At 58.8% G+C, this 13,972-nt stretch carries 15 protein-coding genes; 2 read left to right on the plus strand and 13 right to left on the minus strand.

The genetic code is table 11. The annotated features are described in order from the left end of the window. Positions 1-157: 157 nt before the first annotated feature. From G5306_RS02940 to potA, 4 genes are all read right to left on the minus strand, one after another. The gene (locus tag G5306_RS02940; RefSeq protein WP_421312347.1) at positions 158-1,225 is read right to left on the minus strand and encodes an extracellular solute-binding protein; all 1,068 of its coding nucleotides are present in this window, start codon (positions 1,223-1,225) and stop codon (positions 158-160) included. An 81-nt stretch (positions 1,226-1,306) separates the two neighbouring features. Then, positions 1,307-2,077 carry a spermidine/putrescine ABC transporter permease PotC gene (potC, locus tag G5306_RS02945; RefSeq protein WP_005336644.1) on the minus strand — a complete coding sequence of 257 codons (771 nt, stop codon included), beginning with the start codon at positions 2,075-2,077 and terminating at the stop codon, positions 1,307-1,309. After that, complete coding sequence (gene potB / locus G5306_RS02950) at positions 2,074-2,961, minus strand: spermidine/putrescine ABC transporter permease PotB (RefSeq protein WP_042083135.1); 888 nt, start codon at positions 2,959-2,961, stop codon at positions 2,074-2,076. Before potB ends, potC begins: the two co-directional genes overlap by 4 nt. Next, positions 2,948-4,051 carry a spermidine/putrescine ABC transporter ATP-binding protein PotA gene (potA, locus tag G5306_RS02955; protein WP_167569725.1) on the minus strand — a complete coding sequence of 368 codons (1,104 nt, stop codon included), beginning with the start codon at positions 4,049-4,051 and terminating at the stop codon, positions 2,948-2,950. The genes potB and potA overlap by 14 nt, the downstream gene beginning before the upstream one ends. A gap of 201 nt (positions 4,052-4,252) precedes the next feature. Here potA and G5306_RS02960 point away from each other — a divergent pair, with 201 nt between their 5' ends. Continuing rightward, entirely contained in the window at positions 4,253-4,990 is a 738-nt protein-coding gene (locus tag G5306_RS02960; RefSeq protein ID WP_199416456.1) for a hypothetical protein, read from the plus strand. 16 nt (positions 4,991-5,006) lie between these two features. Further along, a complete protein-coding gene (locus tag G5306_RS02965; RefSeq protein WP_227342886.1) occupies positions 5,007-5,693 on the plus strand; it encodes a DUF2987 domain-containing protein in 687 nt (228 codons plus the stop codon). Between the two features lie 103 nt (positions 5,694-5,796). On the opposite strand, the gene ttcA is transcribed toward G5306_RS02965, so the two are convergent. From ttcA to G5306_RS03010, 9 genes are all read right to left on the minus strand, one after another. Continuing rightward, positions 5,797-6,705: a tRNA 2-thiocytidine(32) synthetase TtcA gene (ttcA, locus tag G5306_RS02970; protein WP_421312349.1), complete on the minus strand. Its 909-nt coding sequence runs from the start codon at positions 6,703-6,705 to the stop codon at positions 5,797-5,799. A 74-nt stretch (positions 6,706-6,779) separates the two neighbouring features. Then, the gene (gene uspE / locus G5306_RS02975; protein WP_005345417.1) at positions 6,780-7,727 is read right to left on the minus strand and encodes a universal stress protein UspE; all 948 of its coding nucleotides are present in this window, start codon (positions 7,725-7,727) and stop codon (positions 6,780-6,782) included. A gap of 151 nt (positions 7,728-7,878) precedes the next feature. Continuing rightward, the gene (locus tag G5306_RS02980; protein WP_005336632.1) at positions 7,879-8,634 is read right to left on the minus strand and encodes an FNR family transcription factor; all 756 of its coding nucleotides are present in this window, start codon (positions 8,632-8,634) and stop codon (positions 7,879-7,881) included. Positions 8,635-8,702: 68 nt separating this feature from the next. Beyond that, entirely contained in the window at positions 8,703-9,389 is a 687-nt protein-coding gene (locus G5306_RS02985; RefSeq protein WP_019446375.1) for a sulfite exporter TauE/SafE family protein, read from the minus strand. Next, positions 9,373-9,561, minus strand: coding sequence for a cbb3-type cytochrome oxidase assembly protein CcoS (gene ccoS, locus G5306_RS02990; RefSeq protein WP_202004609.1), 189 nt, complete (start codon positions 9,559-9,561; stop codon positions 9,373-9,375). The genes G5306_RS02985 and ccoS overlap by 17 nt, the downstream gene beginning before the upstream one ends. A 138-nt stretch (positions 9,562-9,699) precedes the next feature. Beyond that, positions 9,700-12,084, minus strand: coding sequence for a heavy metal translocating P-type ATPase (locus G5306_RS02995; RefSeq protein ID WP_421312351.1), 2,385 nt, complete (start codon positions 12,082-12,084; stop codon positions 9,700-9,702). An 86-nt stretch (positions 12,085-12,170) separates the two neighbouring features. Next, positions 12,171-12,671 carry a FixH family protein gene (locus G5306_RS03000; protein ID WP_005345427.1) on the minus strand — a complete coding sequence of 167 codons (501 nt, stop codon included), beginning with the start codon at positions 12,669-12,671 and terminating at the stop codon, positions 12,171-12,173. A gap of 141 nt (positions 12,672-12,812) precedes the next feature. Continuing rightward, positions 12,813-13,793, minus strand: a complete 981-nt coding sequence (gene ccoP, locus G5306_RS03005; RefSeq protein WP_047435046.1) for a cytochrome-c oxidase, cbb3-type subunit III — start codon at positions 13,791-13,793, stop codon at positions 12,813-12,815. Next, a complete protein-coding gene (locus G5306_RS03010; RefSeq protein ID WP_005336620.1) occupies positions 13,793-13,972 on the minus strand; it encodes a CcoQ/FixQ family Cbb3-type cytochrome c oxidase assembly chaperone in 180 nt (59 codons plus the stop codon). The genes ccoP and G5306_RS03010 overlap by 1 nt, the downstream gene beginning before the upstream one ends.

Here is a 13,972-nt window from a genome sequence, read left to right on the forward strand (position 1 = left end):
ACTATCTATATATTTTGCTGTTAATCGATGCGCGCCTGTGCCTCTCAGTGTCTATGACTGTTGTGCTTAAAAATTGCGCTGGTGGTTAAAAAGAGAAGGGGGCAAATATTGCCCCCTTTATCCATTAAGCCCGTCAGAGGGTCGATTAACCGCCGACTTAACCGGCTTTGGCCACCATGGCTTTCAGCTGCAGGAAGTACTGCTCGTAGAGGCGGGAGGCATCACCCACATCAGACTGGAACTCGCCCTTGCGCTTGATCTCGTCGCTCGGGAAGACCATGGGGTTATTGCGAAACGCCGGGGTGAGCAGTGGAATAGCATCCTTGACCGGGGTGGGGTAGCCAATCGCCTCGGCCACCTTGGCGGCCACATCGGGGCGCATCAGGAAGTTGATCAGGGCGTGGGCCTCTTTCACATGTTTGGCTTTGGCCGGGATGGCGAGGTTGTCCATCCAGAGTACCGCCCCTTCTTCGGGGTAGGTCATCTGGATGGAGGGGTATTCGCGCTGGGCGCCGTAGGCCGAGCCGTTCCACAGCATGCCGATATTGACCTCACCGGCGATAAAGGGGTCGGCCGGGTTGTCGGAGTTGAACGCCTTGACGTTGGGCATCAGCTTTTTCAGGTATTCGAACGCTTCGGCAATTTGCGCCTTGTCCCGGGTGTTGGGGCTGTAGCCCAGCTGCACCAGCGCGATATGGAACACCTCGCGGGCATCGTCCATCAGCAGCAGGCTCTCTTTCCACTCTGGCGCCCAGAGCTGCTTCCAGCTAGTAACCGGTTGCTCGATGATGTCGGTGTTGGTGCCGATCCCGGTTGCGCCCCAGATATAGGGGATGGAATAGCGGTTGTCCGGGTCGTACTCGTGGTTGAGCAGGGTGGGGTCGAGGTGCTTGAAGTTGGGTAGCTGGGCGCGATCCAGCGGCTGCAGCATCCCCTCTTTGGCCATTTTCGAGATGAAGTAGGTGCTGGGCACCACCACGTCATAGCCGTCGCCATGGGTTTTCAGCTTGGCGTAGAGGGTCTCGTTGGATTCGTAGGTGGAGTAGATCACCTTGATGCCGGTCTCGTGCTGGAACTGTTCCAGCAGGCCGTCCGGCACATATTCCGACCAGTTGTAGAAGTAGACCACCTTGTCATCGGCCGCGTGAGCGCTCTGGCTCAGCAGCGGGGTGGTGAGGGTGAGGGCGGCTGCCAGCAGGGCGCCGGCCTTGTGTTGGATTGTCATCAACAACTCCTTGGGGTTATGGGGCCTTGCGGCCCACCGTGACAGAGTTCGCCAAAGGTGGCGGGGACGAAACGGGCAGGGTCAGCCCTGCCGTTTGCGCAGTAACAGTTGCGCCAGCAGCACCATCCCGAGGGAGGCGACCAGCATCAGGGTGGCCAGGGCGTTGACCTCGGGGGAGACCCCCACCTTGACCATGGAGTAGATCTTGAGCGGCAGGATCTCGTAGGCCGGGCCGGTAACAAAGGAGCTGACCACCACGTCGTCCAACGACAGAGTAAAGGAGAGCAGCCAGCCCGCCATCACCGCTGGCAGGGCCAGCGGCAGTATGATGCGGCGCAGGATGATCCACTCGCCAGCCCCCAGATCCCGCGCAGCTTCCAGCATCCGCACATCAAAACCGCACAACCGCGAGTAGACGGTGATCACCACAAACGGCAGACAGAAGGTGATGTGGGCGATCAGCAGCGACCAGAAGCCGAGCGCAATGCCGGTCACCACAAACAGGGTCAGCAGGGAGATGGCCATCACAATATCGGGGGACATCATCACCACGAACAACATGCCGCTCACATACTGCTTGCCGCGAAAACGGTAGCGAAACAGCGCCACGGCGGTGAGGGTGCCGATCAGGGTGGCTGCGGTGGCGGTGAGGGCGGCGATGGTCAGGGAGTGCTGGGCCGCCTGCATCAGGCTGGCGCTGGCAAACAGCTTCTCATACCAGCCCAGGGTAAAGCCGCGCCAGTCGATGCCATATTTCGACAGGTTGAAGGAGTTGGCGATCAGCACCCCGATGGGCACATAGAGATAGCCAAACACCAGCAGCAGGAACAGAGCTTTCAGTGCGCGCATCATGCCAGCTCCCCCTTCTTGCTCAATAGCTTGCCTGCCCGCCAGTAGCAGTAGACCAACAGCGCCATCAGCACCGTCAGCATCACGCTGATGGCCGCACCAAAGGGCCAGTCACGGCTGTTGAGGAACTGGGTCTTGATCAGGTTGCCGATCAGCAGGTGCTTGGCGCCCCCCAGCAAGTCGGAGACATAGAACATCCCCATGGCGGGCAGGAACACCAGTAGACAACCGGCGATGATGCCGGGCAGGGTGAGGGGCAGAATGATCCGCACCAGCCGCTGCCAGCCGTTGGCGCCAAGATCTCGCGCCGCCTCCAGCAAACGGCCATCCAGCTTCTCGATGCTGGAGTAGAGCGGCAGCACCATAAAGGGGAGCAGCACATAGACCAGCCCGATGATGACGGCCACCTCGGTATACATCATCTGCAGAGGTCGCTCGATAAGCCCCAGATCCAGCAGCCAGCCATTGATCAGCCCCCGGGTGCCGAGCAGCACTTTCAGCGCATAGGTGCGGATCAGGGAGTTGGTCCAGAACGGCACCACCACCAGAAACAGCAGCAGCGGGCGGATACGCGCTGGCAGATGAGCCAGCAGCCAGGCAAAGGGGTAGCCCACCAGCAAGCAGATGGCGGTGGCGAGCAACGCCAGCCAGAGGGAGTGGAGCAGCACCTCGAAATAGAGGGGGTCCAGCAGGCGGCCATAGTTGCTCAGGGTAAAGAGCGGCGCGATAAGCTCGGACTCGTCACGGGTCAGGAAGCTGACGCCGATGATCATCAGGTTGGGCAGGAAGACAAACAGCGTCAGCCAGCCGAGGATCAGCGCGATGGCCCCGTTGCGAAAGCCATTGTGGGCAAAGCTGTGCGGTACCCGCAGATTAGTGAGGCTCATAGGGCAGCACCACCTCCCAGCTGTCGACCCAGTGGATCGCCACCTCCTGACCCAGACGGTAGTCAAAGTCGGGGTCATCCTCGTCGAAGAACTCGGAGATAAGCAGCTGTTTGCCGCTTTCGAGTTCGATCACCGAATCCAGCGTCGCCCCCTTGTAGTTGCGCTCGCGGATATTGCCCCGCAGCGCGCCGCTCTGATCGTCATCCTGATCGAGAATGCGCAGATCTTCCGGGCGCAGCAGCACCAGCACCTTGTCGTCTGGTTGGAACGGCAGTGTGGTATGAAGCAGGCATTCGCGCCCCTCTACCTCCGCCTGCCAGATACCGGGTTCGCGCTGATTGATCAGCTTGCCATCCATCACATTGATCTCTCCGATAAAGCGGGCCACGAACAGGTTGGCTGGCGATTCGTAGATATCGCGCGGGGTGCCGCGCTGGATGATCTTGCCGCCCTCCATCACCAGAATGCGATCAGACATGGTGAGCGCCTCTTCCTGATCATGGGTGACGAAGACAAAGGTGATGCCAAGACGACGTTGCAGCGCCTTAAGCTCGCTCTGCATCTGCTTGCGCAGCTTGTAGTCGAGCGCCGAGAGGGATTCGTCGAGCAGCAGCAGGCGGGGCTTGTTGACCACGGCGCGGGCGATGGCGACCCGTTGCTGCTGACCGCCGGAGAGCTGATCCGGGCGGCGGTTGGCCAGCTCGGTGAGCTGCACCATGGCGAGGGTCTCCTCGACCCGCTGGCGGATCTCGCTGGCCGGTACTTTCTGCATCTCGAGGCCAAAGGCGACGTTTTCAAACACCGTCATATGGGGGAAGAGCGCATAGCTCTGGAACACGGTGTTGATGTGCCTGTGTTCGGCGGGGATATGGGTGATCTCGTCACCGGCCAGATGGATGGTGCCACCATCGACCGATTCTAGCCCGGCCAGCAGGCGCAGCAGGGTCGTCTTGCCACAGCCGGAGGGGCCCAGCAGGGTAAGAAATTCACCATCGTAGATTTCAAGGTCAAGGTCACTCAGGATCACCTTGCCATCGTATTTTTTGCTGATCTTGTTCAGCGCGACAATTACCTGTGGATTGTTCATCATCCGCCAGTCTCACCCCAGCCAGTGGCCATCGTGTTGAAAGAGGGCCGCATTCTATGCAGCCGACACATGAAATTAAAGGCTTTTTGGCCCGAATTAGCCGCAAGTGCGCAGGAAAAACGGCTACGAATAGCAGACCAAATCGCTATAATGTGCCACCTGATTTGGTCGTTTTCGATATTGGATAGTCAATTGAGTAATAAAATGCGTATTGGCGGCTCCCTTGAGCAGTCTCTGAACCAGGGCTACCGCCTTGATCTGAAAGGGGTCATCCAGGAGGGATGGCAACAGACCCGCCGTACCGGATTTGGCCTGCTGCTGGCGATTGTCGGGGTGACGGCGATCTGGATCCTGCTCAGCAATGTGCTGCTGTTGCCCTATCTGGGGGATGACAGCCAGATGAATGTGGCCATGGTGCTGAGCCTGCTGATGACGGTGGTAATGGCCCCCATGACCAGCTCCCTCGATATGCTGGGGTTGCAGCAGTCTGTCGGGGGGCGCGCTAGAGCCAACCAGGTGTTCGACTTCTTCCGCCACTTTGTACGCCTCGGCATGTTGAGCCTGCTTGGCAGTCTGCTCACCAGCCTGTTTGGCCCGCTATTCGATCTGCTGGGATTGCCCGCCGTACTCTCTTTCATCCCCTCAGCCCTGATCGGCATGGGGCTGCTCTTTACCGTGCCGCTGGTGCTGGAGCGTGGCCTGACGCCACCCCAGGCCATTCTGGTCTCTCTCAAGCTCTTTGCGCGCGGCTGGCCCAGCATTGTGCTGTTCCACGGCGTGATGACCGCGCTCTTCTTCCTGGCTTTGATCCCCATGGGGTTGGGGCTTATCTGGGTGGCACCGCTCTATTTCAACTGCAAGGGGATCCTCTATCGGGATCTCTGCGGGGTGGGGGTAGAGGTTAACGAGGTGACAGAAGGCCCCAACCATTTCAATGCATGATGCAAAAGGACGTTGAATGACCCGTCGATATGGAGTGACCAAGGTTTTGCGCCAGAGTCTGCTGGCCACGCTCTTGCTGCCAGGGCTGGCGCTGGCTGAGCCGGTGCTGGATCTGCAATACAGCACCTTCTACAGCCAGATGAAGACCTTTGCCAAAGGGGAGTTTGGTCACGCCAGACTGGGGTTTTATCTGACTGATCCGCAAAATGGTCAGCGCTGCGGCCTCACCTTTGCCCGGGTTGCAACCGACAGCAAGGAAGTGGCGGGCGAGGTAACGGTCGATAGCGAACTGCGCCTGCCTTTTGATGAGGATCTCAACCTCGACAAGGGGATCGTGACCGTCGGCCTGAAAGAAGAGCACGCCACTTGCGATATGACGGTACAGGTGATGGCCGATGCGCCGAACGGGCCCGAGCTGCCGCTGGCCGAGCTGGCGGCCCGTCAGCAGCAGATGCAGTCGCTGCTCGACAAGATGGCGGGCATGGTCGGCAAGCACTTCCTGCCGAAGATGGAAGGGGTACGCATTACCCTGGTGCAGCAGAGCGGCACTGCTTATCTGATTGATGGCGCCCGTCAGGAAGCGCTGCCCTGGCAGGAAGGCCACCTGCTGCTAAGCAATGAGCAACTGGCCGCGTTCGCTGCCGGGCAACTGCGCCTGCAGGGTGACGTGCTGCGACTGACCCCCTGGCTGCACAAGGACTGATGCCGATGGTGTTGTCACGTTGGTAACAGGCAGGTCAAGAAAGCAAAAAAGGAGCGATTATCGCTCCTTTTTTATTGCGTGGTGTTTGCCCTGTGACGGCGGCTTAGCGCACTTCAATCACATCCAGCATGTCCATCTCGTCGATATCCAGCAGCGGCGCCTTTGGCATCTCGGGCGGATCAAACGCCTTGTCGCCGCCATCGATGATGCCGGAGTCGCGGTTGATGCTCTTGAAGTCAAACAGCTTGTGGTCGAGCAGGTGGCTCGGGATCACGTCCTGAATGGCGGTGAACATGGTCTCGATACGACCGGGGAAGCGGCGATCCCAATCCTGCATCATCTGTTTGATGGCTTGACGCTGCAGGTTCTCCTGCGAGCCGCACAGGTTGCACGGAATGATGGGGAAGGCTTTGACGTCTGCGTAGCGGATCAGATCCTTCTCTTTGCAGTAGGCCAGCGGGCGGATCACCACGTTCTTGCCATCGTCGCTCACCAGCTTGGGCGGCATGGACTTGAGCTTGCCACCGTAGAACATGTTGAGGAACAGGGTCTCGAGGATGTCGTCGCGGTGGTGGCCAAGGGCAATCTTGGTACAACCCAGCTCCTGGGCGGTGCGGTAGAGAATACCGCGGCGCAGCCGTGAGCAGAGTGAGCAGGTGGTTTTGCCTTCCGGTACCTTCTCTTTGACGATGGAGTAGGTATCTTCCTCGACGATCTTGTACTCGATACCGAGGGAATCCAGATACTCGGGCAGCACATGCTCGGGGAAGCCGGGCTGCTTCTGATCCAGGTTGACGGCAACCAGATCGAAATGGATGGGGGCGCTGGCTTTGAGGCTTATCAGTATGTCGAGCATACCGAAGCTGTCCTTGCCGCCGGAGAGGCAGACCATGACCTTGTCGCCCTCTTCAATCATGTTGAAGTCGGCAATGGCCTGACCCACGTTGCGCCGCAGGCGCTTTTGCAGTTTGTTAAAACTGTATTTTTCTTTGGCGTTCAGCTCTTCTAGCATGCTCGTAAAACCCGGGACACAAATAAGCGCGTTATTATAGCCATGTCCCGGGGGAGGGCAAGGTGCCAGGTACCTTATGATTGATTGCGACGACTGTCGACCGGGCAGCTGTAGTCCGCCGGTTTGAGGATCAGGATGTCGCAGGAGAGGCGGTCAATCACATGTTCGGCGGTATTGCCGAGCAGAGCAGCAGAAAGCCCGGTACGGCCGACGCAGCCCATGATCATCAGGGTCGCCTTGAGCTCTTCGGCCATATCCGGCAACACCTCTTCCGGTAGCCCCTCTGCTACCCGGGTCCAGAGATGACCGATCCCGAACTTGTCGGCATGGCTGAGCAGCAGGCTTTCGTGGTGTTTGCGGATAGCTTCGTTGTAGGCGTTGGGGTCAAACTCCGGCAGCTCGATGGCCACGTTGACCGGGGTGCCCGGGTAGGTGTTGACCAGATAGAGATTGGAGCCCAGCAGCTCGGCGATGTCGCTTCCTTCCTGGGTGATCCGTTCGTTGAGCAATTTCTGATCCGGATCGTCGCTTGAGCAGTTGATGGCGGCGATGATGTTGCCGCCCCGTTGCCAGTGACCCTCCTTGACCAGCAGCACCGGACAGGGGCATTTGCGCAGCAGGTGCCAGTCGGTGGGGGTAAAGATGAAGGTTTGCAGGAAGCTGTGATGGTGAGTGGCTTTGACCACCAGATCGTGTCGCTGCTCCAGCACTTCCTGAATGACGCACTCGAAAGGACGGTTGTGCCAGACCACTTTCACTTCGCATTCGATCCCCTGTGCCCGATAGGGGGTCAGGATTTCGTCCAGCCACTCACGTCGCTGTGAAATGACGCCATCACGCATCTCTTGCCGCTCGTCCACCGAGAGCATGGCGGTCATTTCATACGAGAAGTCATAGATGGTGAGCAGCAGGGTCAGATGGGCGTTTTCGTCCAGCTCGGCGACTTTGACTGCCCGTTCGAGGGCGATTTGACGCTCCTCTTCTGGATTGATAACCACCAGAATATTCTGATATTTGACCATCTTCTCCTCCTTGGAAAAGTCCAATGACAGCAGAATCTTAGCCATTACAGCTTAGCGCAGGAGGAGGGTATGGGGAACGTACCGGATCACATTCCAGAGGAAAGGATCCGGCAGGGAAAGCAGGAGAAAAGCGAGAGGGTAAGCGGAAAAATCAGCCGCAGGGCGGGCGAGTGGCACCGGCCATCATGCCCAGCGCGACCTGATCCAGCACGGTAATGTATTTGCCTTTGACGCTGATGAGACCGGACTTCTGGAAACGGCCGAGCAGACGACTGATGGTCTCGACGGTCAGTCCCAGATAGTTACCAATGTCACCACGGGTCATGGAGAGACGGAACTCCTTGGCGGAGAAGCCGCGCTCGGAGAAGCGTACCGACAGATTGTGCAGGAAGGCGGCGAGGCGCTCTTCGGCATTCTTTTTAGAGAGCAGCAGGATCATCTCCTGATCGCCCATGATTTCGTTGCTCATCAGACGCATGATCTGCTGACGCAGTTTGGGCATCTTGCCGGAGAGATCATCCAGCACTTCAAACGGGATCTCGCACACCATGGCCGTTTCCAGCGCCTGGGCGAAGGAGGGGTGGGCCTGTTTGTGGATGGCGTCAAAACCGACCAGATCGCCAGCGAGGTGGAACGCGGTGATCTGCTCATCCCCTTGCTCGGTGATGGTGTAAGACTTGATGGTCCCGGAACGGATGGCATAGAGCGATTTGAACTCATCGCCAGCCTTGAACAGCTCTTCACCCTTCTGGATCGGCTTCTTGCGCTCGATGATGCTGTCCAGCTGATCAAGCTCGTTGTCGTTCAGAGTGAAGGGAATACAGAGCTGACTGATGCTGCAATCCTGGCAATGAATTGCACAGCCACCGCTCTGGATACGTCTGCCAGGTTTCTTTTCCGGGATCATAGGCTCATACGAATAATTGATTTATATCAAACAAGTTTACCATCAACTCATCCGTTTTGGATAGGGTTTCAAAAGGAAGCAATGCCAATCCAGAAGGTATGCACCCCGAACAAAATGAGCAGCAGGGCACCGCCAAGGCGCAAACTGCGCAGGGTGAGCCAGTATCTCAGGCGATCGGCAAGCCCGCCCAACGCGAACAGGGTGGGCAGGGTGCCGAGACCAAAAAAGAGCATGATCAGCGCCCCGCCACTGGCCGAACCCGCCGCTGCGCTCCAGGTCAGCATGGAGTAGACCAGCCCGCAGGGCAGCCAACCCCACACCATGCCAAAGGGCAGTGCCTGCACAGGTGAGGTGAAGGGGAGAAACTTGCCCGCCAGCGGTTTGATACGGGGCCAAAGTCTTGCGCCGAGCCGCTCCAGCAGCAAGATCCCTTGCCACCAGCCCGCCAGATAGAGACCAAGCGCAATCATCAATAACGCCGCCACCAGGCGTAAGCCGGCAATAGCGTGTTTGCCTGCGCCCAGCTCGCTGGTGGTGGCGAGCAGGCCGCCCACCAGTGCACCTGCAATCACATAGCTCAGGATCCGGCCGAGGTTGTAGTTGAGCAGATAGGCAAGCCGCCCCCAGAAGTGCTGCTTGTTGGCGGGGATCGCCATGGAGAGCGCGGCGGAGACGCCACCGCACATGCCGATACAGTGGGCAGACCCTGCCAGTCCGACCAGCAGGGCGCCGGCCAGATCAAGGTTGTGGGTCATGGTCAGCAGGCTTTACGGGTTTGTGGGCAGGTTGCTCTTCGTCAAACAGGATGTTGGAACCCTGCCGGTCGAGATCTTCAAACTGTTCGGAGCGAATGGCCCAGAAGAAGATGACCCCGGCGATGATCACAAACAGGATGGCGATGGGGATCAGGACAAAAATTATATTCATGAGAGGTACCTTGGCGTTCATCCTTGGCAAGTGTCCCCTATGGTAACCCTGTTTGGGCAGGGGGCCAGCCGCTATCAGTGAGAAATGTGGCCTGCATTGGAGGCAGGCCACATTTTCAGCTATTTTCCGCCACCGGTCTCATCGGTTGAGGCGCATCGAGTTGGTTACCACGATGAGTGAACTGAGCGACATGCCCGCCGCCGCCAGATAGGGGGGCAGCCAGCCGCAGGCCGCCAGCGGCAGCACCAGCAGGTTGTAACCGATGGACCAGGCGAAGTTCTCGATGATGATCTTGCGGGTACGCATTGCCAGCACTCTGGCCTCGAGCAGTCGGCTCAGGTCATCGGCCAGCAGGATGGCATCGGCGCTGTTTTTCGCCAGATCGGTGCCACCAGCCATGGCAAACGAGGCGTGAGCGCCAGCCAGTACCGGGGCGTCGTTGATGCCATCGCCCACCATGATGCTGATATCCCCTTGGGCTTCCCGGGCCTTGAGGTAGGCCAGCTTGCCATCGGGCGAGACCCCCTTGACCAGCTCATCCACTCCTAGCTCGCGGGCAATCTCGTCTGCCTGCAAAGAGCTGTCGCCAGTCAGCACGGTAGTTTGCAGACCGGCCGCCTTGAATGCCGCGATCAGCGCCCTGGCATCGGGGCGCAGGGTATCTTCCAGATTGAAGCGGGCCAAGACCTTCTGCTCGTCGGCCAGATAGATAGCCAGACCGCGGCCGCGTTCTTGCGCCGGATCCAGCCCAAGCCAGCGGGCACTGCCGATGCGGTAGCGTACGCCATTCACCAGCGCCGTGATGCCGTGACCGATGACCGGGGTGATCTCGCGAACGGATGGCAACACGGCGATGCTGTCGGCGGGCAGTCGGAAGGCACGGGCAATGGGATGTTCGGATTGCGCCTCCATGGCCCGAGCGATGGCGAGGCAGTGGGCCACGTCAAGGTCGGCCAACGCTTGAGTCTGCGTCAGACTGATCTCGCCAGTAGTCAGGGTACCGGTCTTGTCCATCACGATCCGGTTGGCCTTGGTCAGCACGTCCAGCACATGACCACGGCGCAGCAGAATGCCGTTACGGGTCAGATTGGCGGTGGCCGAGGTCAGCGCCGTCGGGGTGGCCAGCGACAGGGCACAGGGGCAGGTGGCAACCAGCACGGCGAGGGTGACCCAGAACGCCTGATCCGGTTGATGGAAGTGCCAGAAGGTCCAGACCGCGGCGGCAATGATCAGCAGCACCAGAATAAAGTGGCGCGACAGCTGATCCGCCATCTGGGCGATGGCCGGTTTGTCGTCGAGGGCGTGATCCTGCAGCCGCATGATCTGGGCGATCCGCGACTCTTCGATACGGTGGCTGACCCGGATCTGCAGCGGGGCATCGGTGTTGATGGTACCGGCATAGACCTGCTCACCGGGCTGTTTGAGCAGGGGCAGCTGTTCACCGGTCAGCATGGATTCGTTGAGGCTGGCTTGCCCTTCGACAATGATGCCGTCCGCCGGCAAGGTTGCTCCGGCCAGCACCCGTACCCGATCGCCGACCTGCAAGGTCTTGGCCGCTACCTCATGCTCCCCTTCATCATCGATGCGGGTCGCCATGATGGGCACCAGTCGTGCCAGGTTGGAGCTCGATTCCGACGCCTTGCGCCGGGCCCGCAACTCGAGAAAGCGCCCCAGCAGCAGGAAGAAGACGAACATGGTGATGGAGTCGTAATAGACCTCACCGGTATTGAACACGGTGGCCCACATGGAGGCGATAAAAGCCCCGATCAGCGCCAGCGACACCGACACATCCATCGACAGATGGCCCTGTTTCAGGCTGCGCCAGGCACCCACGTAAAAGGGTTGGGCTGAATAGATCATGATGGGGGTGGAGAGCAACAGGCTTATCCACTTGAAGTAGACCATGAACTCATCTTCAACACTGATGAAGAGGTCCATATAGAGAGCCACGGCGCACATCATCACCTGCATCGAGCCAAGCCCTGCCAGTGCCAGCCGGAACATATAGCTGCGCACCTCTTTGGCGTAGAGCGCCTCCTGTTGATGGGTCTGGAACGGATAGGCGCGATAGCCGATCTGGGCAAATCCCTTGAGGATGTCACTCAGGGAGAGCTGGCCCGGATCCCACTTGATGCGGGCCCGGTGGGTGGTGGTGTTGACGTTGATGTAGCGCAGGCCGCCAAGGGTCATTAGGTGACGTTCGATAAGCCAGGCACAGGCGGCGCAGGTGAGCCCTTCAACTGTCAGCTGGATTTCGCGAAGGGTACCGTTGTCGGTGACAAAATCCTGTTGTACTTCTGCCAGATCGTAGTGGGTGAGGGCGGCCAGCTCCTCGGGCACCAGATCGCCCTTGGTGCCGGGAGCGGTGCGGTGATCGTAGTAACTGGCGAGGCCGCACTCCATGATGGTTTCTGCCACAGCCTGACAGCCGGGGCAGCACATGGGGCGAACAATCCCCTTTATCTCGAGGGAATAGCCACTATTGGCGGGTACCGGCTCGCCACAGTGAAAGCAGGGGGTCATGCGTTATGCCTCCCTGAATGCAGAATGCAAGCAGCAGGGGCACTGGCGAGCACCGGCTCGCCACAGTGAGAACAGCCGGTCATGGCTTAGCGTCCTTTCGGGTCGAGTTCGACAGGGGCCAGGGTGGGCAGCTGGACGGTCTCTTGCAATCGCCATTGGTGATCAAAGGCATCGACCCGAATGTGCCACTTGCCGACCAGCGGCTTGTCGAAATGGAGGCGATAGGTACCGCTCGCATCGGCGGTGATCATGTGTTCACTGTCCTGACCGGCCAAGGTCGGGTGGAACAATGAGAGATAGAGAGCTTGCCCGGCAGGAATGTCACCGCTGATGGGTTTGAGGGTCAGCTCGTTGCCGTCAACCTCCAGCCCAAAGCGGATATTGAGCGCTTCGGAGCGGTCAAACTTGCTCAAGTCCTGATTGATCTCTTTCCCTTGTTTGTAATAGTCCTCGGCCACCAGATTGACCCCATCCTTGCTGGCGATGATGGCGGTGGCGATGCTGCCAACAACGGCGGCAGTGGGGAGGGCGATGATAAACCAGGGCCAGAATTGGCGATACCACGGTTTGGATAGAGGTTGGGTCATGATTGCTACTGCCATGAAACGAATGATTAACGTGGAAGATGGTTTTTACGTAACACAAGATAACAAAAAGCCTCGAGGAGTCGAGGCTTTTTGCTGTGTAATCACGTGTTTATCACATGTTACGACTTATGTGAGCGACCTTTATTTAGCAGGCTGATGGGACAGGCTGTAAACGTAGGAGGCCAGCAGGTGAACCTTGTCCTCACCCAGAATATCTTTCCAGGCTGGCATCACGCCGTGACGACCGTGGGTGATGGTTTGTACCACCACTTCGCGGGAGCCACCGTAGAGCCAGGTGTTGTTGGTCAGATCTGGCGCCCCGACGGCAATACCGCCCTTGGCATCGGCACCGTGGCAAGCTGCGCAGATGGCGAAGCGGGCTTCACCTTTCTTCGCTTCCACCAGGTCAACCTTGCGACCGGAGAGGCTCAGCACATAGGAGGCCACTTCCTGAACGCCATCTTTGCCGAGGATTTCACCCCAGGCAGCCATGATCCCCTGACGACCGCCCATGATGGTGGTCTTGATTTGATCAGGCTGGCCGCCCCATTGCCATTCGCTGTCGGTCAGGTTCGGGAAACCGCGACCACCGCGGGCGTCAGAGCCGTGGCACTGGGAGCAGTTCTGCAGGAACAGACGCTGACCCACTTTCAGGGCTTCCGGATCCTTGGCGATCTCGGTGATGGCACGATAGGTTTTGCCATCCGCTTCGTAGGTGAGTTCACGGAACTTGGCGCCGTAGATCTCGTCAGCCTTGGCGACCTCACGGTCATACTCCACCGCGCGACCTTCAGCCTTGGCCGATTCGGTTGCAGCTTTGGACTCGGCCAGCGAGCGCACGTCCTGGTTGGAACTTTGCCAGCCCAGCAGGCCTTTGAAGTTGCCAAGCCCCGGGAAGGCGATCAAATAAACCAGACCGGTGACGATGAAGAAGAGGAACATGTAAGTCCACCACTTCGGCAGCGGGTTGTTGATCTCCTCGATGCCATCGAAGGAGTGACCCATCGATTTGCCTTCTTCAACACCCATCTTGTCCTTGCGGCACCACATCAGCAGCAAGAAGCAGCCGAGGATGGTTCCCAGACTGATGACAGTCACAAAAATGCTAAACAGAGTGCTCATTATTGTTTCGCTCCTGCGTTCTTTTTATCAGCACCGGGTTGCTCATCATCGGCAAAAACCAAATTGGCAGCCTCGTCGAAAGAGGTCTTGCGGCGTTTGCTGTAGGCCCAGACGATGATGCCAATCATGATGGCCATCAACAGCAAGGTATACAGACCGCGAAATGTGCCGTAGTCCAT

It is taken from the genome of Aeromonas sp. 603404 (assembly GCF_049171775.1).
GTDB classification, from domain to species: domain Bacteria; phylum Pseudomonadota; class Gammaproteobacteria; order Enterobacterales; family Aeromonadaceae; genus Aeromonas; species Aeromonas veronii_A.